20 protein-coding genes are annotated in these 19,842 nt (G+C 73.7%); 12 read left to right on the top strand and 8 right to left on the bottom strand.

Features of this window, described 5'->3' with window-relative positions; all coding sequences use genetic code 11:
* Nucleotides 1-28: 28 nt before the first annotated feature.
* Nucleotides 29-697 carry a peptide-methionine (S)-S-oxide reductase MsrA gene (msrA, locus tag AC067J_RS12235; RefSeq protein ID WP_478298231.1) on the bottom strand — a complete coding sequence of 223 codons (669 nt, stop codon included), beginning with the start codon at nucleotides 695-697 and terminating at the stop codon, nucleotides 29-31.
* A 146-nt stretch (nucleotides 698-843) separates the two neighbouring features.
* On the opposite strand from msrA, the gene AC067J_RS12240 reads away from it, so the two are divergent.
* Complete coding sequence (locus AC067J_RS12240) at nucleotides 844-1,998, top strand: cystathionine gamma-synthase (RefSeq protein WP_478298233.1); 1,155 nt, start codon at nucleotides 844-846, stop codon at nucleotides 1,996-1,998.
* Between the two features lie 37 nt (nucleotides 1,999-2,035).
* Here the strand turns inward: AC067J_RS12240 and AC067J_RS12245 are convergent, their stop codons facing one another.
* A complete protein-coding gene (locus tag AC067J_RS12245) occupies nucleotides 2,036-2,515 on the bottom strand; it encodes a MarR family winged helix-turn-helix transcriptional regulator (RefSeq protein WP_478298235.1) in 480 nt (159 codons plus the stop codon).
* 122 nt (nucleotides 2,516-2,637) lie between these two features.
* On the opposite strand from AC067J_RS12245, the gene ilvA reads away from it, so the two are divergent.
* The 3 genes from ilvA (at nucleotide 2,638) to AC067J_RS12260 (ending at nucleotide 5,903) form a co-directional block, all read left to right on the top strand.
* Nucleotides 2,638-3,849, top strand: a complete 1,212-nt coding sequence (ilvA, locus tag AC067J_RS12250; protein ID WP_478298236.1) for a threonine ammonia-lyase — start codon at nucleotides 2,638-2,640, stop codon at nucleotides 3,847-3,849.
* Between the two features lie 121 nt (nucleotides 3,850-3,970).
* On the top strand, nucleotides 3,971-5,044 hold the full coding sequence (locus AC067J_RS12255) for an ATP-binding cassette domain-containing protein (protein WP_478298238.1): 1,074 nt from the start codon (nucleotides 3,971-3,973) through the stop codon (nucleotides 5,042-5,044).
* 1 nt (nucleotide 5,045) lies between these two features.
* On the top strand, nucleotides 5,046-5,903 hold the full coding sequence (locus tag AC067J_RS12260) for an ABC transporter permease (protein ID WP_478298240.1): 858 nt from the start codon (nucleotides 5,046-5,048) through the stop codon (nucleotides 5,901-5,903).
* A gap of 260 nt (nucleotides 5,904-6,163) precedes the next feature.
* Here AC067J_RS12260 and greA read toward each other — a convergent pair whose 3' ends face one another.
* Entirely contained in the window at nucleotides 6,164-6,664 is a 501-nt protein-coding gene (gene greA, locus AC067J_RS12265; protein WP_478298242.1) for a transcription elongation factor GreA, read from the bottom strand.
* 317 nt (nucleotides 6,665-6,981) lie between these two features.
* Nucleotides 6,982-7,392, bottom strand: coding sequence for a DUF4307 domain-containing protein (locus AC067J_RS12270; RefSeq protein ID WP_478298243.1), 411 nt, complete (start codon nucleotides 7,390-7,392; stop codon nucleotides 6,982-6,984).
* A 243-nt stretch (nucleotides 7,393-7,635) separates the two neighbouring features.
* On the opposite strand from AC067J_RS12270, the gene mca reads away from it, so the two are divergent.
* The 5 genes from mca to AC067J_RS12295 all read left to right on the top strand — a co-directional run bounded on the left by mca (nucleotide 7,636) and on the right by AC067J_RS12295 (nucleotide 12,782).
* Nucleotides 7,636-8,541: a mycothiol conjugate amidase Mca gene (mca, locus tag AC067J_RS12275; protein ID WP_478298244.1), complete on the top strand. Its 906-nt coding sequence runs from the start codon at nucleotides 7,636-7,638 to the stop codon at nucleotides 8,539-8,541.
* A 49-nt stretch (nucleotides 8,542-8,590) separates the two neighbouring features.
* On the top strand, nucleotides 8,591-8,782 hold the full coding sequence (locus AC067J_RS12280) for a hypothetical protein (protein WP_327680241.1): 192 nt from the start codon (nucleotides 8,591-8,593) through the stop codon (nucleotides 8,780-8,782).
* A 42-nt stretch (nucleotides 8,783-8,824) separates the two neighbouring features.
* On the top strand, nucleotides 8,825-10,897 hold the full coding sequence (locus AC067J_RS12285) for a thioredoxin domain-containing protein (RefSeq protein ID WP_478298246.1): 2,073 nt from the start codon (nucleotides 8,825-8,827) through the stop codon (nucleotides 10,895-10,897).
* A gap of 54 nt (nucleotides 10,898-10,951) precedes the next feature.
* Nucleotides 10,952-11,878 carry a GNAT family N-acetyltransferase gene (locus AC067J_RS12290; protein WP_478298248.1) on the top strand — a complete coding sequence of 309 codons (927 nt, stop codon included), beginning with the start codon at nucleotides 10,952-10,954 and terminating at the stop codon, nucleotides 11,876-11,878.
* 145 nt (nucleotides 11,879-12,023) lie between these two features.
* Nucleotides 12,024-12,782, top strand: coding sequence for a sterol desaturase family protein (locus tag AC067J_RS12295; protein WP_478298250.1), 759 nt, complete (start codon nucleotides 12,024-12,026; stop codon nucleotides 12,780-12,782).
* Between the two features lie 63 nt (nucleotides 12,783-12,845).
* Here AC067J_RS12295 and AC067J_RS12300 read toward each other — a convergent pair whose 3' ends face one another.
* Complete coding sequence (locus AC067J_RS12300) at nucleotides 12,846-13,778, bottom strand: hypothetical protein (RefSeq protein WP_478298251.1); 933 nt, start codon at nucleotides 13,776-13,778, stop codon at nucleotides 12,846-12,848.
* A 263-nt stretch (nucleotides 13,779-14,041) separates the two neighbouring features.
* On the opposite strand from AC067J_RS12300, the gene AC067J_RS12305 reads away from it, so the two are divergent.
* Complete coding sequence (locus tag AC067J_RS12305; RefSeq protein ID WP_478298253.1) at nucleotides 14,042-14,698, top strand: papain-like cysteine protease family protein; 657 nt, start codon at nucleotides 14,042-14,044, stop codon at nucleotides 14,696-14,698.
* Between the two features lie 9 nt (nucleotides 14,699-14,707).
* Nucleotides 14,708-15,550 (top strand): hypothetical protein, encoded by an 843-nt coding sequence (locus tag AC067J_RS12310; RefSeq protein ID WP_478298255.1) that lies wholly within the window; start codon nucleotides 14,708-14,710, stop codon nucleotides 15,548-15,550.
* Nucleotides 15,551-15,627: 77 nt separating this feature from the next.
* Here AC067J_RS12310 and AC067J_RS12315 read toward each other — a convergent pair whose 3' ends face one another.
* Entirely contained in the window at nucleotides 15,628-16,287 is a 660-nt protein-coding gene (locus AC067J_RS12315; protein WP_478298257.1) for a TetR family transcriptional regulator, read from the bottom strand.
* An 8-nt stretch (nucleotides 16,288-16,295) separates the two neighbouring features.
* Nucleotides 16,296-17,933 carry an MFS transporter gene (locus AC067J_RS12320; RefSeq protein ID WP_478298259.1) on the bottom strand — a complete coding sequence of 546 codons (1,638 nt, stop codon included), beginning with the start codon at nucleotides 17,931-17,933 and terminating at the stop codon, nucleotides 16,296-16,298.
* Between the two features lie 305 nt (nucleotides 17,934-18,238).
* Between AC067J_RS12320 and AC067J_RS12325 the strand changes: the two genes are divergently transcribed.
* Nucleotides 18,239-18,940, top strand: coding sequence for a hypothetical protein (locus AC067J_RS12325; RefSeq protein ID WP_478298261.1), 702 nt, complete (start codon nucleotides 18,239-18,241; stop codon nucleotides 18,938-18,940).
* Here the strand turns inward: AC067J_RS12325 and trhA are convergent.
* Entirely contained in the window at nucleotides 18,911-19,594 is a 684-nt protein-coding gene (trhA, locus tag AC067J_RS12330; RefSeq protein ID WP_478298263.1) for a PAQR family membrane homeostasis protein TrhA, read from the bottom strand. The genes AC067J_RS12325 and trhA overlap by 30 nt on opposite strands.
* Nucleotides 19,595-19,842: the final 248 nt, after the last annotated feature.

Consider the following 19,842-nt stretch of genomic DNA (forward strand, 5'->3'; position numbering starts at 1 on the left):
GCCGGACACCCGGGAGGGACCGGAGGGCTCAGGCCCCGGTCGTCCGGGCCACCCCGATCGGGCAGCTGGCGCCGGTGCCGCCGAGGCCGCAGTAGCCGTTCGGGTTCTTGGCGTCGGACAGGTACTGCTGGTGGTACGGCTCGGCCGGGTAGAACGGGCCGGCCGGGGCGATCTCGGTGGTGACCGGGCCGAGCCCGATCGCGGTGAGCGCCGGCTGGAAGGCGTCCCGGGTGGAGACGGCGGCGGCCGCCTGGGCCGGGGAGTGGGTGTAGACCGCGGACCGGTACTGGGTGCCGACGTCGTTGCCCTGGCGGTTGCCCTGGGTCGGGTCGTGCGCCTCCCAGAAGGTCTTCAGCAACTGCTCGTAGGAGATCACCGCGGGGTCGAACACCACCCGGACCGCCTCGGTGTGCCCGGTCAGACCGCTGCACACCTCCTCGTACGTCGGGTTCGGGGTGTGGCCGCCCTGGTAGCCGACCAGCGTCGTCCAGACGCCCGGCAGGCGCCAGAACGTCCGCTCGGCGCCCCAGAAGCAGCCCAGCCCGAAATCGGCCACCTCCAGTCCCTCCGGGTACGGGCCGGTGAGCGGGTGGCCGAGCACGGTGTGCGGCTCGCGGAGGGTGAAGGCCGGGGCCTCCCGGCCGGGCAGCGCCTGGTCGGCGGGGACGAGCGAGGTCTTGTGGCGGTTGAACAGCACGGCCTGCTCCAGCTGGTCGGGAAGGGTTGCGGAGGTTCCAACGCGGACGGGCCGCCGCTGATTCCGGGGCCGCTCCCGGGGCCGGGATCCGGGGCGCCCGGGGCCTTCGGGGCGGCACCCCGCCGTTCGCCGACTACGCTCGGAGCATGACCGAGCACCAGCTTCCCCAGGGCTTCGAGACCCTCGCCATCCACGCGGGTCAGGAAGCAGACCCCCAGACCGGGGCCGTCGTCACGCCGATCTACCAGGTGTCCACCTACAAGCAGGACGGGGTGGGCGGCCTGCGGGGCGGCTACGAGTACAGCCGCAGCGCCAACCCGACCCGTACCGCGCTGGAGGAGTGCCTCGCCGCGCTGGAGGGCGGCTCCCGCGGCCTCGCCTTCGCCTCCGGCCTCGCCGCCGAGGACACCCTGCTGCGGACGATCCTCAAGCCGGGCGACCACATCGTCATCCCCAACGACGCCTACGGCGGCACCTTCCGGCTCTTCGCCAAGGTGCTGACCCGCTGGGGCGTCGAGTTCTCCGTCGCCAACACCCAGGACCTGTCGACCGTCCGCGAGGCGCTGCGCCCCAACACCCGCGCGGTGTGGGTGGAGACCCCGTCCAACCCGCTGCTGGGCATCACCGACCTCGCCGCGCTGGCCGAGATCGCGCACGGCGCCGGCGCGCTGCTGGTGGTCGACAACACCTTCGCCAGCCCGTACCTGCAGCAGCCGATCGCGCTCGGCGCCGACGCGGTCGTGCACTCGACCACCAAGTACATGGGCGGCCACTCGGACGTGGTCGGCGGCGCCCTGGTGCTGGCCGACGCGGCGCTGGGCGAGGAGGTCGCCTACCACCAGAACGCGATGGGCGCGGTCTCCGGCCCGTTCGACGCCTGGCTGGTGCTGCGCGGCATCAAGACCCTGGGCGTCCGGATGGACCGGCACAGCTCCAACGCCGAGAAGGTCGCCGAGCTGCTGGCGGGCCACCCGAAGGTCAGCCAGGTGCTCTACCCGGGCCTGCCCGAGCACCCCGGCCACGACATCGCCGCCAAGCAGATGAAGGCGTTCGGCGGCATGGTGTCGTTCCGCGTCAACGGCGGCGAGGAGGCGGCGGTCGAGGTCTGCAACCGGGCGCAGCTGTTCACCCTCGGGGAGTCGCTGGGCGGCGTGGAGTCGCTGATCGAGCACCCGGGCCGGATGACCCACGCGTCGGTGGCCGGCTCGGCCCTGGAGGTGCCGGCCGACCTGGTGCGCGTCTCGGTCGGCATCGAGTCGATCGACGACCTGCTGGCCGACCTCACGCAGGCGCTGGGCTGAGCTCCCGCCCGGAGCACGACCCCTGGGCCCCGGGCCCCTAAGCGCTCTGCCGGCCCGCCGTGTACGACTCCATGGAGTGGTTGAAGCGGGCCAGCAGGGCGCAGAACGCGCGCTGTTCCTCCGGTGGCCAGTCGGCCACCAGCTGCCGCGTCAACTCGGCCCGGCCGGCGCGGACTTCGGCCAGCCGGTCGGCGCCGAGCGGGGACAGTGCGAGCCGTACGGCGCGCCGGTCGGCCGGGTCCTGCACCCGGCCGACCAGGCCGGCCGCCACCAGCGGGGCGACCTGCCGGGTGACGGTGGAGGAGTCGACGCCGAGCGCGTCCGCCAGGGCCTTGACGTTGGCGGGCCCGACCCGCTCCAGGCGTTCCAGCAGCAGGTAGGCGGCCCGGACGAGGGCGGCCACCCCGTCGGAGCCGCGGACCTGTTCCATCCGGCGGGCGAACACGGCGAGCTGGTACTGGAGCTGGGTGTGCACGGGGTCGGTGAGGTGGGTGGCCTGGGGCGAGGTCGTCGTCATCGCGGCTCACGATCGTCGTGCGGTGAGAGAGGCTCAGAACCAGCAGCGTACGCGGGCCGGGCGGGCCCGGGAACAGGTCCGACGTCCCCGGGTGGTGCTCCGCGAAGGCATACGCTGCTGTCATGCACAGCTGGCCGATCACCCTCGACGACGTCCGCGGCGCCCAGAAGATGCTCGCCGGGGTCGCCCGGGTGACACCGATGGAGGGCAGCCGGCACCTGTCCGCACTGGTCGGCGCACCGGTCCATCTGAAGTGCGAGAACCTGCAGCGCACCGGCTCGTTCAAGCTGCGCGGGGCGTACGTGCGGATCGCCGGCCTCTCGCCGGTGCAGCGGGCGGGCGGGGTGGTCGCGGCGAGCGCGGGGAACCACGCCCAGGGGGTGGCGCTGGCCGCCTCGCTGCTCGGGGTCCGCTCGACCGTCTTCATGCCGGTGGCCGCGCCGCTGCCCAAGATCGCCGCGACCCGTGAGTACGGCGCCGAGGTCCGGCTGCACGGCACCACCGTGGACGAGGCGCTGCAGGCCGCGCAGCGGTTCGCGGAGGCGAGCGGCGCGGTGTTCATCCACCCCTTCGACCACCGGGACATCGTCACCGGGCAGGCCACCGTCGGGCTGGAGATCCTGGAGCAGTGCCCGGAGGTGCGCACCATCCTGGCCGGGGTGGGCGGGGGCGGCCTGCTGGCCGGGATCGCGGCGGCGGTCAAGCCGCTGCGGCCGGACGTGCGGGTGGTCGGGGTGCAGGCGGCGGGTGCGGCGGCGTACCCGCCCTCGCTGGCGGCCGGGCGCCCGGTCTCGCTGGAACGGTTCGCGACCATGGCGGACGGGATCATGGTCGGCCGGCCGGGGGACATCCCGTTCGAGATCGTGAACACCCTGGCGGACGGCGTCCGGACGGTCTCCGAGGACTCGCTCTCGCGGGCCCTGCTGCTGGGGCTGGAGCGGCTGAAGCTGGTGGTGGAGCCGGCCGGGGCGAGCCCGGTGGCGGCGCTGCTGGAGCAGCCGGACTCCTTCGAGGGCCCGGTGGTGGCGGTGCTCTCCGGCGGCAACATCGACCCGCAGCTGATGCAGCGGGTGCTGCGGCACGGCCTGGCGGCGGCCGGCCGCTACCTGTCGCTGCGGGTGCGGCTGGCGGACAAGCCGGGGGCGCTGGCCGGCCTGCTCGGGGTGCTGACGAGGGTCGACGCCAACGTCCTGGACGTGGCGCACGTGCGGGTGGACCCGCAGCTGGGGCTGACCGAGGTCGAGGTGGACCTCCACCTGGAGACCAAGGGGCCGGAGCACTGCGCGGCGGTGCTGGGCGAGCTGCGGGACGCGGGGTACGTGGTCTCCCGGTAGGGCCGGGGGCGGGGCCGCCCCCACCTGCTCCTGAGGACGGGAGCCGAGTCGCCCGCATGCCCGCACTCGGGGCAGAGTGGGACAGACCCGCTCATAACCGTCCGAGGAGATGAGGCAGGCCATGGCGCCAGCCATCCAAGCCGAGAACCTGGTGAAGACCTTCGGCGACGTACGAGCCCTGGACGGCGTCAGCCTCGACGTCCCCGAGGGCACGGTGCTCGGGCTGCTCGGCCCGAACGGCGCCGGCAAGACCACCACCGTCCGCGTCCTCACCACCCTGCTCCGCCCCGACTCCGGCAGCGCGGTGGTCGCCGGCGTCGACGTCCTCAAGCACCCCAACCGGGTCCGCAGCCTGATCGGCCTGTCCGGCCAGTACGCGGCGGTCGACGAGTACCTCACCGGCTTCGAGAACCTCCAGATGGTCGGCGAGCTCTACCAGATGCCCGCCCGGGCGGCGAAGGCCCGCGCGCTCGAACTGCTGGAGTGGTTCAACCTCACCGAGGCCAAGGACCGCATCGCCAAGACCTACTCCGGCGGCATGCGCCGCCGGCTCGACCTCGCCGCCGCCCTGGTGGTCCGCCCCCCGGTGATGTTCCTGGACGAGCCGACCACCGGCCTCGACCCGCGCAACCGGCTCGCCCTGTGGGAGGTCATCGAGACCCTGGTCGACCAGGGCACCACGCTGCTGCTCACCACCCAGTACCTGGAGGAGGCCGACCGCCTCGCCCACGACATCGCCGTCGTCGACCACGGCCGGGTGATCGCGCGCGGCACCGCCGACCAGCTCAAGGCGCAGATCGGCGGCGAGCGGATCGAGGTCGTCGTGCACCGCGCCGACCTGGTCGCCGACGCGCTCGCCGCGCTCTCCGGGTACGCCCAGGGCGAGCCGACCGTGGAGCGCAACACCCGCCGGATCACGGTGCCGGTCAGCGGCGGTGCGCGGGTGCTCGCCGACGTGATCCGCGAGCTGGACACCCGCTCGATCGAGATCGACGACATCGGCCTGCGCCGTCCGACCCTGGACGACGTCTTCCTGTCGCTCACCGGCCACGCCACCGAGGTGGCGGAGGAGGAGAACGGCGCCGCCGGCAAGGGCGGCGGCGGTCGCGGCAAGGGCCGCGGCGGCCACGACGGAGCGGGCGCGGACGGCCGGGGTCCGGACAAGCAGGCCGTCGCGGCCGGCAAGGAGCTGTGACATGACGACCGCCACCGAGCACGCCATCGGCGGGGCGGTGCCCAAGCAGCGCCGGGGAGCGGCCGCCACCCTGCACGACTCCTGGGTGGTAGCCAAGCGCAACCTGCGGCGGATGACCCGGATACCCGAGATCGTGGTGTTCGGCCTGATGCAGCCGGTGATGTTCGTGCTGCTCTTCTCGTACGTCATGGGCGGGGCGATCCAGATCCCCGGGACGCAGTCCAGCTCCTCGACGTACATCCAGTTCCTGATGGCCGGCATCTTCGCCCAGACGGTCACCTTCGCCACGGCCGGCGCCTCCGCCGGCATCGCCGAGGACATGTCCAAGGGCCTGGTGGACCGGTTCCGCGCGCTGCCGATGGCCCGCTCGGCGGTGCTGGTCGGCCGCACCCTCGCCGACCTCGTCCAGACCGCGGTCACCCTGGTGGTGCTCGCACTGGTGGCGCTGCTGGTCGGCTGGCGGATCCACGAGGGGCTGCTGTCCGCGCTGGCCGCGTTCGGGCTGCTGCTCCTGCTCGGCTACGCCTTCTCCTGGATCGGCGCGCTGATCGGCCTCTCGGTGCGCAGCCCCGAGGCGGCCACCTCGGCCGGGCTGATCTGGCTCTTCCCGCTGACCTTCATCTCGAACGCCTTCGTGCCGGTCAGCTCGATGCCGGGCTGGCTGCAGGGGATCGCCTACTGGAACCCGTTCAGCGCCACCGTGCAGGCCTGTCGGAACCTCTTCGGCAACCAGGTGGGGCCGGTGGACGACGCCTGGCCGATGCAGCACGCGGAGCTGATGTCGGTGCTCTGGTCGCTGGCGATCATCGCGGTGTTCTCCTGGCTGTCGGTGCGCAAGTACCGCTCGGCCGTGGGCTGACCGGGGGCGGGTACGCGCGAGGGCGGCCGTGGACAAGTGCCACGGCCGCCCTCGGCGGCGTTCTGCGGGGTCGGGGCCGGTACCGGCCGGTGCCGGCCGCTGCGGCCTCGTCGGCCGCCGGCGCGGACCGTTGCGGCGCGGACCCGCGCGCTGCGGCGCTGCGGCGCGGACCCCTGTGGCGCGTACCCGCGCGCTGCGGATCGGTCGGCGCGCGGGCCCGGCGGTGTTCGTCAGCCGGGCGCGCGGGCCGGTCGGCCGGGTCAGCCGGTGTAGGGCTTGACCTCGACGATCTTGACCATGGCCTGCTTGCCGTTCGGCAGCTCGTAGGTGGCCTCGTCGCCGATCGTCTTGCCGTCGATGGCACGGCCCAGCGGGGACTGCGGCGAGTAGATGTCCAGGTCGTCGTCGCCGGCCACCTCGCGCGAGCCGAGCAGGAACTTCATGGTGTCGTCCTCGTCGCCGTCGAAGGCGACCGTCACGACCATGCCCGGAGCCACCACGCCCGAGTCGGCGGGAGCCTCGCCGACCTTGGCGCGCTCCAGCAGCTGGGTGAGCTGGCGGATGCGCAGCTCGTACTTGCCCTGCTCCTCCTTGGCCGCGTGGTAACCGGCGTTCTCCTTGAGGTCACCCTCTTCGCGCGCGGCCTCGATCTTCTGAGCGATCTCGATGCGCCAGGGGCCGGTCAGGTGGTCCAGCTCGGCCTTGAGCTGGTCGTAGCCGGACTGAGTGAGCCAGGTCACGTTCTCGCTGGTCTGGGTCACGGGTGCTCCTCGTAGGTGCTGGGGCTGTGCTGAGGGTGTGAGTCGTCAGCGCGTCTGGTGGTGCTGATATCGGTCTTAACTACAAAGCAACGCCCGCTCCCGTACCAGCTGGTGCGGAAGGGGCGAAACCACGAGCCTAACAACTCCCGCCGACAAGCGGGAGGGTCGTTGGCGCGTCATTGACATCGGCGTTGCGCCGAGGTGTACAGGATCGGTGCGCGGGACTTCCCCTACGGATGCCCGCTCTCCTGATCGAATATGCGCCCCGGGCGGGCGGCGCCGCCACCGAATACCGGCGGGAGGCCCCCCGCGGGAGGCTACTCGGGAGTACAGCCGAGCAGCTGGGCGGTGGTGCCGCGGGAGGTGGTGCGCAGGCTGACCACCGCGTCGTAGCCGGAGCCGTCCGCCGGCACCGGGAAGTCGGCCACCCCGACCACCGCGCCGTTCTCGCTCTGCGAGCGGACGGTGCAGCTGCCGGCGGTGCCGTCGCTCTTGCGCACCGACAGGTGCAGCTGCATCTCGGTGTCGGAGACCGCCTCGAAGGACGGCACGGCGCCGTTGATCTTCGTCTCGCGGATCAGGTAGGAAGCGCCCAGCCAGGTGATCAGGCCCAGGGCCAGCACTCCGCAGACCGCACCGACCACCTTGAGCCGGCGGTCCGCCTCGCGGTCGCCGCGCCGTCCGTAACGCCCCTCGGGCAGCTGCGGCGTCCGGGTGCCTGCGGTCATCGGGCTCAGTCCTCTCGTGGGGAGGGAGCCGCGCGGGTGGTGCGGGGGAATGCGGTGCTCCTCCTGTCCGTCACTATAGGAGGGGCACGCCCACGGCCGGTCCGGCGGGGGCGGGGCTCGGCCGTGTCGGCGACAGGTGCGGCGGCCGGTCCCGCGGTGACGCGGTCCCCGTACCGAGCGGCTCAGACGGTGGGCAGACCGGTTTGCGCGGGACGCCCAGACATTGTGGAAGGAACGCACGCGTTGACTGAGCAGTTGCGACTGATGGCGGTGCACGCCCACCCGGACGACGAGTCCAGCAAGGGCGCGGCGACCATGGCCATGTACGTCGACCAGGGGGTGGACGTGCTCGTGGCCACCTGCACAGGGGGGGAGCGCGGGTCGGTTCTCAACCCCAAGCTGCAGGGCCGGCCGGAGATCGAGGAGAACATCCACGAGGTCCGGGCCAAGGAGATGGACGAGGCCCGCGCGATCCTCGGGGTCGAGCAGGCCTGGCTGGGCTTCGTGGACTCGGGCCTGCCGGAGGGCGACCCGCTGCCCCCGCTGCCCGAGGGGTGCTTCGCCCTCCAGGACGTGAAGGAGGCGGCCGAACCACTGGTCCGCCTGATCCGGGAGTTCAAGCCGCAGGTCATCACGACCTACGACGAGAACGGCGGCTACCCGCACCCCGACCACATCATGACCCACAAGATCACCATGGTGGCCTTCGAGGCCGCCGGCGACCCGGACGCCTACCCGGACGCCGGTGAGCCCTGGCAGCCGCTGAAGGTCTACTACAACCACGGCTTCCCGATGGGCCGGATCCGCGCGCTGCACCAGTACCTCACCGAGAACGGCCACGAGTCCCCCTACGGCGAGTGGATCGCCGGCTGGGAGAAGAGCGGCCGCAAGGAGCGCGAGATCACCACCCGGGTCCGGTGCGACGACTGGTTCGAGACCCGGGACCGCGCGCTGATCGCGCACGCCACCCAGATCGACCCGGACGGCCCCTGGTTCCGCGTCCCGCTGGAGGTCCAGCGCGAGGTCTGGCCCACCGAGGACTACGAGCTCGCCCGTACCCTGATCGACGTGGACCTGCCGGAGGACGACCTGTTCGCCGGCCTTCGCACCCCCAGCCTGGCGGCCGACGCGGCCGACACGCGCGACTGAACCACCCCCCGACGGCCCGGCTCCCCGTGAGCCGGGCCACCATAGAGATATGAGCGCCTCCGTGAACCTCACCCACCTCGCCGCCGAGCTCGCCGTCGACGACGCCAAGGTCACTCCCGGCTTGCTGGGCTTCGTCGTCTTCGCCGCCCTCGGCGTGGCCACCTGGTTCCTGGCCAAGTCGATGAACCGGCAGTTCAAGAAGGTCGACTTCGTCGAGCAGCCGGAGGCTCCGAAGGAGTGAGGTCGGCCCCCTCCGACGCGCCGGATGCGCAAGGATGGGGGCATGCCGAACCGCCTCGCCGACGCGACGTCCCCGTACCTCCAGCAGCACGCCGACAACCCGGTGGACTGGTGGCCGTGGGGCCCCGAGGCGTTCGCGGAGGCCGAACGGCGCGGGGTGCCGGTGCTGCTGAGCGTGGGCTACGCGGCGTGCCACTGGTGCCACGTGATGGCGCACGAGTCCTTCGAGGACGAGGCCCTGGCGGCGTACGCCAACGAGCGGTTCGTGGCGGTGAAGGTCGACCGCGAGGAACGCCCGGACGTCGACGCCGTGTACATGGAGGCGGTGCAGGCGGCGACCGGGCAGGGCGGCTGGCCGATGACCGTCTTCCTGACGCCCGACAAGGAGCCGTTCTACTTCGGCACCTACTTCCCGCCCGAGCCGCGGCACGGCATGCCGTCCTTCCGCCAGGTGCTGGAGGGCGTGCACGCGGCCTGGCGGGACCGGCGCGACGAGGTCGGCGAGGTCGCCGCCCGGATCCGGGCCGACCTGGCCGACCGGGCCTCGGTGTACGCGGTCGGCAGCGGCGTCCACCAGCCGCCCGGGGAGACCGGGCTGCACGAGGCACTGGTCGCGCTCAGCCGTGACTTCGACGAGCGGCGCGGCGGATTCGGCGGGGCGCCCAAGTTCCCGCCGGCCATGGTCGTCGAGTACCTGCTGCGCCACCACGCCCGGACCGGTTCGGAGGCGGCGCTGGAGATGGCCGTCCGCACCGGGGACGCGATGGCCCGCGGCGGCATCCACGACCAGCTCGGCGGCGGCTTCGCCCGGTACGCGGTGGACGCCGGATGGGTCGTCCCGCACTTCGAGAAGATGCTGTACGACAACGCGCTGCTGCTCCGCGCCTACCTGCACCTGTGGCGGGCCACCGGATCCCCGCTCGCCCGCCGCACCGCGCTGACCACCGCGGACTTCCTGCTGCGCGAACTGCGCACCCCCGAGGGCGCGTTCGCCTCGGCGCTGGACGCCGACAGCCCGGACCCGGAGACCGGCCGCTCGGTCGAGGGCGCGTACTACGTGTGGACGCCCGCCCAGCTGGCCGAGGTCCTGGGGGAGGAGGACGGCCGGTACGCGGCCGAGCTGTTCGAGGTGACCGGGGCGGGGACCTTCGAGCACGGGACCTCGGTGCTCCAGCTGCTCGCCGACCCCGCGGACGAAGCCGCGTACGAGCGCGTCCGGGCCCGGCTGTTCGAGGCGCGGGCCGCGCGCCCGGCACCCGCCCGGGACGACAAGGTGGTCGCCGCCTGGAACGGGCTGGCCGTCGCCGCCCTCGCCGAGACCGGCGCCCTGCTGGACCGGCCCGACCTCGTCGAGGCCGCCGAACGCGCCGCCGACCTGCTGCTCGCCGTCCACCTCACCCCCGAGGGCCGGCTGCTGCGCACCTCCCGGGACGGCCGCCCGGGCACCAACGCGGGCGTGCTGGAAGACTACGCCGACACCGCCGAGGGCTTCCTCGCGCTGTTCGCCGTCAGCGGGGAGGCCGAGTGGCTCCACCTGGCCGGCGGGCTGCTGGACACCGTGCTGAAGCACTTCGCCGACGAGACCACCGGCGCGCTGTTCGACACCGCCGACGACGCCGAGGAGCTGATCCGGCGTCCGCAGGACCCGACCGACAACGCCACCCCCTCCGGCTGGACCGCCGCCGCCAACGCCCTGCTCACGTACGCCGCGTACACCGGCTCGGCCCGCCACCGGACCGCCGCCGAGCGGGCGCTCGCCATCGTCGGCGCGCTCGCGCCGCGTGCGCCCCGGTTCATCGGCTGGGGCCTGGCCGCCGCCGAGGCACTGGCCGACGGGCCGCGCGAGGTGGCCGTGGTCGGTCCGGCCGGGGACCGGGCGACGGCCGCGCTGCACCGGGCCGCCCTGCTGGGCACCGCGCCCGGCGCGGTGGTCGCGCTCGGCGAGCCGGGCGCGGGCGGCGACGAGGTGCCGCTGCTGACGGACCGGCCGCTGGTGGGCGGGGCGCCCACCGCGTACGTCTGCCGGCACTTCGCCTGCGACGCGCCGACCACCGACCCGGCGGTGCTGGCGGAGCGGCTGGGAGTGTCGGCGGAGGCGGGCGGCGCGGACTCGTGACCGCCGCCCGGTAATCGGGTGGTGGGCGGAGGAGGCGCCGGGCGAGGATGGGCCATGGCCTGGACCCTGAGCACCTCCGTCGACGACTTCCACTCCCGGGCGGGCGGGTTCCTCGCCGCGAGTCCGGCCCGGAACACCGTGCTGCTCACGGTGGCGGACCGGCTGCGGGAGCGCGGTCCGCACTACTACGGCCCGGAGACGCCGCTCTTCGGCTGGTGGCGCCCCGAGCCCGGCGGGCCGGTCGGCGGCGCCTTCGTGCGGACGCCCCCGTTCGGACTGCGGCTCGGGGAGATGCCGGAGCCGGCGGCCGCCGAGCTGGCTGTCGAGCTTGCGGCGGCCGGGGCCGGGCCCGGGGCCGGGGCGGCGGGCGGGGCCGAGGACGGAACGGCGGCCGGGGCCAGGGCCGGGGCAGGTCTCGCGGACATCGGGCAGGTCGCCGGCGGCGAAGCGGCCGCGGCGGTGTTCGCCGCCGCCTGGCAGGCCGCCACCGGTGCCACCGGGTCGGTCCGGACCAGGGAACGGCTCTACCGGCTGGGCGGGTTGACCGAACCGCCGCGCCCGCCGGCCGGCCGGTCCCGGCTCGCCGGTCCGGCCGACCGGGAGACGGTGGTCGACTGGCTCGGACGGTTCGTGGTCGAGGCCGGGGTGCCGGCCGCCGGCGTCGCGGCACTCGCCGCCGACCGGATCGCCGGCCGGCAGCTGCATCTCTGGGAGGACGACGGACAGCCGGTCGCGCTCGCCGGGCACAGCCCGGTGGTCGCCGGGATGTCCCGGATCGGCCCGGTCTACACCCCGCCCGAGCACCGCGGGCGCGGTTACGCCAGCGGCGTCACGGCGGCCGCCTCGGCCCACGTGTTGGGGCTCGGCGCGACGGAGGTGCTGCTGTACACCGACCTCGGCAACCCGACGAGCAACTCGATCTACCAGCAGATCGGTTACCGGCCGGTGGAGGACTGCACCGTGCTGGAGTTCCGGGTCTGAGCCGCCCGAGTAGCCTGAGCGGAGCCGGAGCCGGAGCCGGAGCCGGAGCCGGAGCCGGCACCCGGACCGGGCGGGGGAACCGCCCGTGCCGGGCCGGCGTCCGATCCGGACGGGGCGGCCGTGACGACGGCCGGGGGAGGCGACCGTGACGCTGGACGGATTGCTCGGGTGGGCGGGCCGGCTCGGCCCGGTGGAGGTGGTGGCCGGTGCGCTGGCCGGAAACCTGGCGCTGTTCGCCGTGGCGGTGGTCGCCGGCGGCCTGCTGGTCCGCCGCTTCGGCGACCGGAGGGTGGCCCCGCAGCCCCCGCCGCCGGACCGCCGCGAGTGGCTGCTGACGGCCACCGCCGTCCTGCTCAACTCCGCCGTCGGGGTGGCCGGTTGGGTGCTCTGGCGGGACGGCCGGCTGCGGCTGTCGGCGGACACCGGCCTGCGCGCGCTGGTCGACCTGCTGCTGTTCTCCCTGGTGATGGACGCCCTGATGTACGCGGGCCACTGGCTCGCCCACCGCCGCCGGCTCTACCGCCTGGCGCACGAAATGCACCACCGCTACCCGGACCCGCGCCCGTCCACCCTCTTCGTGCTGCACCCGCTGGAGGTGCTGGGCTTCGGCGGGACCTGGCTCGCGGTGCTCTGCCTCTGGGAGATCTCCGCCCTCGCCCTGGCCGGCTACATCGTGGTCAACCTGGTCTTCGGCCTGCTCGGCCACCTCGGGGTGGAGCCCTTCCCGGCCCGGGTCCGGCGGCTCGCGGTGTTCCGCTGGGTGGCGCTGCCGATGTTCCACGTCGGCCACCACCTCGATCCCGGGGTCAACCTGGGCTTCTACACCACCGTCTGGGACCGGCTGTTCGGCACCGTCGACCCCTCGTACGACACCCGCCGCACGGCCGACGACCCGGCGGCCTGAGGACGCCGGGCGCCGCGGGGGCGCGCGCCCCGAGGGTCCGGCACCACGGAGCACCCCGGCCGGCTACTCCCAGTCCCACCGGATCCCGAGCAGGCACGGCTGCAGCGCGGTGGCCACCAGGTGGACGCAGTGGTGGCCGTCGAGGGTCAACTCCTCGCTCTCGTAGGGCTTCTCGCCGGGCGAGCGGCGGGCGAAGCGGCGGCAGCGGACCGGGAGGGCGGCGGGGTGGAAGGTGACCTGGAGGACGTACTGGCCGGCGCCGGAGTTGAAGCCGCGGACGTACTCGCAGCTGGGCGTGGGTGACGGCGCGTCGTCGAAGCCGTAGCCGAGCAGGTGGGTGTCGCCGGCGCGGAGGCGGCGGTCCAGGAGGAGTTCGGCGACCAGCAGGTCGTGGGCCTGGTCTCGGCGGATCCGGCCGGGGCGGCAGTTCTCCTCGGCTCTGACGCCGACCCGGGCGATGTCGCTGCCGGGGTCGCCCTGGTGGATGGCGAGGTAGCGGTCGATGCCGTCGCGGTGGGCGCGCAGGGCGTGCTGGGAGTCCCGGCGGACGAGTTGGCGTTCGGGGCCGATCCGGATCCGTTCGATGTGGGTGATGGTGTGCAGCCCGGTGTCGCGCGGGCCGGCGATGGTGGCGAGCAGGTCGTCGACGGCGGTGGGCGGGGTGATGAGGTCGCGGTAGGGGCGGACGGCGGGGCCGGCCGGGTCGGCGGGAGTGCTGCGGCGGGGGCCGAGCAGCCGGGTGAGGGAGTGTTCGGGGAGGTCGAGCACCTCCTCCAACGCCCGGACCGCGCGCAGGGATTCGGTGCGTTCGGGGCGCCGGTGACCCTGCTGCCAGTAGCTGAGGCTGGTGACCCCGATGTGGACGCCGCGCAGGGCGAGGTGTTCGCGGACGCGGTGCAGGGCGAGGCCGCGGGCGGCGATGGCGGTGCGCAGGGCGAGGTGGAACGGGCCGGTGCGCAGCGCGGTGGCGAGGTCGGGGTGGTCGGTCCGCTGCATGGCGGCCTCCTCGGGTGGCGGACGGGGCGGGCCCGGCTGGTCGTGAATATTCACATGTGGAAGGGGGTTTGTCACCGGCAGGGGCGTTCCCGGCGGGGGTTCCGGGGCGGCGTTCACACCGGGGGCGGGCCGTTCACACCCGGGTCGGCCGGCCTCCGAGGGGCGTTGACCGGCCATGTCAACGGCGCGATGCTCATGGCGCGATCCGGACCGCACCCCCACACCTCTCGACTCCTCTGCCTGTCGCAAGGAGGAAATCCCCCATGTCAGTTCCTCGGACACGCCTGCGTCGCGCCGTCTCGGTGCTCGCGCTCGGCGTCCTCGGTCCGGCGCTCAGCGTCGCGGCCGTCACCCCGGCCCAGGCCTCCCCCACGGGCCTCGCCGGGACCTCGCAGGTCAGGCCCGCCGCTGCGGCGGGTGCCACGGCCGATCTGGCCGCCACCTTCAAGCGGCTCAACATCACCATGCAGCAGCAACAGCAGACCAACTGGTGCTGGGCGGCGAGCGGCAACACCATCGCCACCTGGTACGGCTACAACTACAGCCAGAACCAGTTCTGCAACGCGGCGTTCGGCCGCTCCACCAACTCCGGCTGCCCCAACAGCCAGGCGACCCTGGGCGACGTGCAGAACGGCCTGCGGTGGGTCGGCATCAACCCGGGCTCGTACGTCACCGGCTACCTGCGGTACAGCACGGTGCAGACCGAGGTGAACGCCAACCGGCCGATCGAGACCCGGATCCAGTGGAGCTCCGGCGGCGGCCACATGCACGTGCTCTACGGGTTCGACACCGCCGAGAACTGGGTCTACTGGGGTGACCCGTGGCCGTCCAACAACCGCTACAACTGGGCGGACTACAACTACTACGTGTCCAACGGCACGTTCTCCTGGACCCACTCCCTGTACCGGATCGGCGCGTGAGGGGCGACCATGACCAGCATCCGTAACGCCGCCGCCGCCGTCCTGCTGGCGGCCGGGCTGGGCCTGGCCGTCGCTCCCGCGGCCACCGCGGCCGAGCCCGCGCAGGGCCCCGCACCCGTCTCCGCCGCCGAGTTGGCGCAGGCCAGGAGCGCGGTGCAGAGCCCGGCCGTGCTCGACCAGCTCGGCCGCTTCTTCGCCCGCAAGGGCGTCCCGCCGACCGGGCAGCTCACCGTCGGCGCCGCCGAGGAGGCACGGGCGGCGAGCGCGGCCGCCCCGCGGCTGGCCGGCGAGACCGTGCCGGTCTACACCCTGGACGCGGCCTTCGTGGCCGGGACCCCGGGAGCGCCGGTGGCCAGGGCGGAGTTCACCGCGAGCCGGGTGGTCTCGGCGGACGGGCAGGTGGCCTCGGTCTGGACGGTGAAGCAGGGCGACACCTGGCGGGTCGTCAACATCGCCTCCGGCGGCGACGAGGGCGACTACGCGGCGCAGGCCGCCCGCACCGGTGGCGGGACCGCGTTCCGCGAGCCGCAGCTCAACGCCTGGTACGTGCTGCGGGACGGCCGGGTGCTGCCGCTGGACGACGAGGCCCGTCGTTCGGTGGGCGCCTCCGGGGTGAGCCTGGCGGCGTACCGGCAACTGGTCCGGGACCGGTACGGCGACAAGCTGCCCGGCTCGGCGTACGACCGCGCGGGCAAGGGCGGCGGCTACCGCCCGGACGCCGCCGGTGAACCGGCCGACGGCGGTGGCGGCAGCGTGCTGCCCGCCGCCACGGCGGCCGCGGCCCTGAGCGTCACCGCGATCGCGGGGGCCGGCCTCGCACTGCGGCGGCGGGCGGGGGTCCGGCGCGGGTAGCGCCGGGCGGCGGGGCGGCGGGGTCCGGTGCGGCGACCGGGCCCCGCCGCACGTGCGGGACCGTACGGGGCAGGGCCCTACCGGAGGTCGGTGAAGCCGTTCTCCAGGATCGCGAAGGCGTGGTCGACCAGCTCGGCTATGTCCTCGCTGCCGCCGCCCTCGGCCCAGCGCAGCACCGTCTCGGTGGTGGCCGCGCTGAGCGAGGCGGCGGTGATCCGCATCCCGAAGGTCGGCTCCTGGACGCCGGCCCGCCGCATCAGCACGGTGAGGTAGAGCTGCCGCGGGTCGTTGGCGGTGTCGTGCATCCGGGCGCGCAGCGCGGGGACCTCGACGACCAGCCGCATCCGGGCGAGGAGTTCGTCGCGTTCGTGCTGGAGCAGCTCGCGGATCAGTTCGATGAGGGCCTCGCGGCAGGAGCGCAGGAACGGTTCGTCGGCGGGCCGGGCCAGCAGGGCGGTGATCATCGCCGGGTCGTACTCGTCGGTGAGGACGACGTCCTCCTTGGTGGCGAAGTACCGGAAGAAGGTGGACTGCGACACCTCGGCGGCGGCCGCGATCTGGTCCACCGTGGTGCTCTCGTAGCCCTGTTCGGTGAAGAGCCGGTACGCCTCGCGGCGGATGGCCTGGCGGGTCTTCAGCTTCTTCCGTTCACGCAGCGACAGCGGCGCCTCCAACAAGGCCTGGACCGGGTTGGCCGGGCCCGCCGGGGGTGCCGCTGTCGGCTGCGCTGCGCTCATACCTTCGATTATCCGTGATCGGCCGCGGGCACGGCGGACGGTCCGGGTTCGGTCCCGGGACCGCGTTCGCCGCCGGGTTCGGTCCCGGGACCGCCGGTGTCCGGTTCGCCGGCGGCCGGCTGCGCGGGCCCGGCGGGCTCGACGGACGGCATCCGCAGGGCCACCAGCACCGCCGAGAGCACCGCGACCACCCCGGCGACCAGCAGCACCACGGTCATCCCGTGCACGTAGGCGGTGTGCGCGGAGGCGGCCAGCGCCTGGTCCCCGGTCCCGGCGGCGACCGCGTCGGCGGCCACCACCGACTGCCCGGCCCGGTCCGCGGTGTCCGCCGCGAGCCCGGCGGTGTCCAGCGCCCCCCGGTACGAGTCGGCCAGCAGGCTGCCGAAGAGGGCGACCCCGATCGCGCCGCCGACCTGGCGGAAGGTCTGGAGCAGCCCGGAGCCGACGCCGGCCCGGGCGGGCGGCAGCGTGAGCAGGGCGGTGGCCTGCGCGGTGATCAGGGACAGGCCCATGCCGAACCCGAGCAGGGTGAGCCAGACCGCCGCGAGGCCGTAGCCGTCGGAGGCGTCCGTGCGGCTGCCGAGCAGCAGGGCGACGGCCAGGACGGCCAGCCCGAGGGTGATCACCGCCCGGGGGCCGGTCCGGGTGACCAGCTTGTCGCTGATCCGGGCGGCCACCATCAGGCCGACCATCATCGGCATCAGCCGCAGGCCGGTGCCGAACGCGTCGGAGCCGAGCACGCTCTGGAAGTAGAGGGGAAGGACGAAGAACGCGCCGAACAGCACCACCGAGACCAGCGTCGCGGCCACCGCCGACCAGCGGAAGGCGAGGTCGGCGAGCAGGGTGAGGTCGAGCATCGGGTCGCGCTGCCGGCGGCTGCGCAGGACCAGGAGGGTGAGCGCGACCAGCGAGCCGCCGATCATGCCGAGCACCAGCGGGTCGGACCAGCCGCGCTCGGGGCCCTCGATGATGCCGTAGGTGAGCGCGGCGAGCCCGCCGGCGCCGAGCAGGGTGCCGAGCAGGTCGATTCGCGGCGCGGCGGGGTTGCGGGTCTCCGGCAGCAGGATCAGGCAGGCGGTGATGCCGATCGCGACCAGCGGGAGGTTGATGGCGAAGATCGCGCCCCACCAGAAGTGCTGGAGCAGGAAACCGCCGATCAGCGGGCCGAGCGGGGTCCCGACGGCGAGCGCGGCGGCCAGCAGCGAGGTGGCGCGGCGCTGCTCGCCGGGCGGGAAGAGCCCGGGGATCACGGCCAGGGACATCGGCATCACCAGGGCGCCGGCCAGTCCCATCGCGGCGCGCGCGGCGATCAGCGTGGCGGGGCTGTCGGCGAGCATGCCGACGGCGGAGGCGAGGCCGAACAGGGCGAGGCCGAGGGTCAGGGTGAAGCGGCGCCCGAACCGGTCGCCGATCAGTCCGGCCGGGAGCATCACCGCGGCGAAGACCACGGTGTAGGAGTCGACGATCCACTGCTGCTGCCCGGTGGTGGCCTCCAACTGCGAGGCCAGGGTGGGCAGCGCCACGTTGAGGACCGTCATGTCGAAGCTGATCACCAGGACGCTGAGGGCGACGGCGACGAGCGCGAGCCAGCGCCGCGGGTCGGGTCCGGGTGGTGCCTGTGCCTGATCGGTGGGCGGGGTGGTCACGGAAACCTCCGGAGACCTGAGGGGGAGTCACTGTCAAATGACAGTAACCCCCAAATGACGGCCACCGTCAACGTCCGGCCGGCGATGCCCCGTCACGCTGGGTGATGTGTCCTGGAAGTGCGCGTTCCGCACGGGGAATTGACGCAACGTTGATCTGTCGTTCGCCGCTTTCGGGCGGTTTCGGGTGACTGACGGTAGATACGATGTGGCGGTCGGTCAGTGCGGGCCGGTGCGTGCCGAGAGCGGAGAAGGGGTGGGGCGGCAGGAGCCGACCACGAGCCCGGCGCAGGAAGGGGAAGCCGAGAATGGCTGATCGGAAGTCGGGCGCCCAGGTCTGGGGTGCCGTAGTGGTGGTGGCCTCGGCGCTGGCGGTGGTCGCGGCCTACCTGATCGACGGCGCCGGACTGGTGCTGCTGGTCGCCGGGGTCGAAGTGCTGTTGCTGATGGTCTACGTCGGCTGGCGCTGGCAGCTGCTGCACCAGGTGCCGCGGCCGGAGCGGCGGCAACCCGCGCGCGGCCACCGGCCGGCGGGCGGCATTCCGGACGCCGCGCACTGCGAGCGCTGCCGCCGGGCCCGCGAGGCGATCGACGCGCGGCAGGCCGAGCGGGCCCGGCGGTCCCTGCCGGTCCAGGGGCGCGAGTCCGCGCCTCCCGCCCGCCCGGCCCGCGAGCACCGGTCGTACGACCGGTCGGTCGGCCACCACCGGTCGGCGCACGGGCACCAGGCGCCGCACGACGCCCACGGTCACGGGCGCCCGTCGGCGCAGGACCCGCACGGCGGCCACGACTCCCGGGGCGGCCGCGAGCCGCACGGCGGTCACGACTCCCGGGGTGGTCACGAGTCCCGGGGTGGTCACGAGTCCCGGGGTGGTCACGAGTCCGCGGCGCCGCACGACCGCCCGGCCCGCGAGTGGACGGCCGAACGGGCGGCCGCCCGGTCCGGGGACCGGTCGACCGCCCGTCACGGGGCGCCGGGTTCAGCCGGCCGCGCTGTAGGCCACCAGTGAGATCCCGACGTACTGCGTGATGAAGGCCCCGAGGGTGAAGGCGTGGAACACCTCGTGGAAGCCGAACCAGCGCGGTGACGGGTCGGGCCGCTTGAGCCCGTACACCACGCCGCCGACGCTGTAGAGCACGCCGCCGACGATCATCAGGACCAGGACGGCGACCCCGCCGGTGCGCAGGAAGTCGGGCAGGAAGAACGCGGCGGCCCAGCCCAGCGCGAGGTACACCGGCGTGTAGAGCCAGCGCGGCGCGCCGACCCAGAACACCCGGAACGCGATCCCGGCCAGCGCACCGCCCCAGACCGCCCAGAGCAGCAGCTGCCGGTCGGCGCCGTCCAGCAGCAGGATGGTGAACGGGGTGTAGGTGCCCGCGATGATCAGGAAGATGTTCGCGTGGTCCAGCCGGCGCAGGACCGCGTCGCCGCGCGGGCCCCAGGTGAAGCGGTGGTACACCGCGCTCACCCCGAAGAGCAGCCAGGCGCTGACCGAGTAGATCGCGCAGGCGATCCTGGCGGGCCCCGAGTCGGCCAGGCAGATCAGCACGATCCCGGCGGCCAGCGCGGCGGGGAACATTCCGGCGTGCAGCCAGCCGCGCCACTTCGGCTTGGGCTCGACACACTCCGTGCTCTGCAGGAGCTCAGCAGTCATGTCCGGCATGCTACCCGCTACCTACGGATCCGTAGGTTACCGACTCGTAGGAAGTGGCGGCCATCACTCTTGGACGTTTTGGAGTGTTCCGGGTCGGGGCGAGGGAGCCCCGGACGTGCCGAAGATGGCCCGCTACCAGTAAGTAATTATCCTAAAAGTAGTAAAAGATGCGTCAATTTCGCCGAGGCGCCGTATTCGGGTCTTGAGGCCGGAGCTACGCTGCAAGCACCCTCAAACCCCGCTACGCCATCTCCCCG

It is taken from the genome of Kitasatospora sp. NPDC042419 (assembly GCF_056437345.1).

Bases quoted from the DNA above. Each gene is read 5' to 3' on its own strand.
- AC067J_RS12240 (WP_478298233.1), top strand. From the start codon at position 844: ATGACCGAGCACCAGCTTCCCCAGGGCTTCGAGACCCTCGCCATCCAC.
- AC067J_RS12245 (WP_478298235.1), bottom strand. From the start codon at position 2,515: ATGACGACGACCTCGCCCCAGGCCACCCACCTCACCGACCCCGTGCAC.
- ilvA (WP_478298236.1), top strand. From the start codon at position 2,638: ATGCACAGCTGGCCGATCACCCTCGACGACGTCCGCGGCGCCCAGAAG.
- AC067J_RS12255 (WP_478298238.1), top strand. From the start codon at position 3,971: ATGGCGCCAGCCATCCAAGCCGAGAACCTGGTGAAGACCTTCGGCGAC.
- AC067J_RS12260 (WP_478298240.1), top strand. From the start codon at position 5,046: ATGACGACCGCCACCGAGCACGCCATCGGCGGGGCGGTGCCCAAGCAG.
- AC067J_RS12270 (WP_478298243.1), bottom strand. From the start codon at position 7,392: ATGACCGCAGGCACCCGGACGCCGCAGCTGCCCGAGGGGCGTTACGGA.
- AC067J_RS12280 (WP_327680241.1), top strand. From the start codon at position 8,591: ATGAGCGCCTCCGTGAACCTCACCCACCTCGCCGCCGAGCTCGCCGTC.
- AC067J_RS12285 (WP_478298246.1), top strand. From the start codon at position 8,825: ATGCCGAACCGCCTCGCCGACGCGACGTCCCCGTACCTCCAGCAGCAC.
- AC067J_RS12290 (WP_478298248.1), top strand. From the start codon at position 10,952: ATGGCCTGGACCCTGAGCACCTCCGTCGACGACTTCCACTCCCGGGCG.
- AC067J_RS12300 (WP_478298251.1), bottom strand. From the start codon at position 13,778: ATGCAGCGGACCGACCACCCCGACCTCGCCACCGCGCTGCGCACCGGC.
- AC067J_RS12305 (WP_478298253.1), top strand. From the start codon at position 14,042: ATGTCAGTTCCTCGGACACGCCTGCGTCGCGCCGTCTCGGTGCTCGCG.
- AC067J_RS12310 (WP_478298255.1), top strand. From the start codon at position 14,708: ATGACCAGCATCCGTAACGCCGCCGCCGCCGTCCTGCTGGCGGCCGGG.
- AC067J_RS12315 (WP_478298257.1), bottom strand. From the start codon at position 16,287: ATGAGCGCAGCGCAGCCGACAGCGGCACCCCCGGCGGGCCCGGCCAAC.
- AC067J_RS12325 (WP_478298261.1), top strand. From the start codon at position 18,239: ATGGCTGATCGGAAGTCGGGCGCCCAGGTCTGGGGTGCCGTAGTGGTG.
- trhA (WP_478298263.1), bottom strand. From the start codon at position 19,594: ATGCCGGACATGACTGCTGAGCTCCTGCAGAGCACGGAGTGTGTCGAG.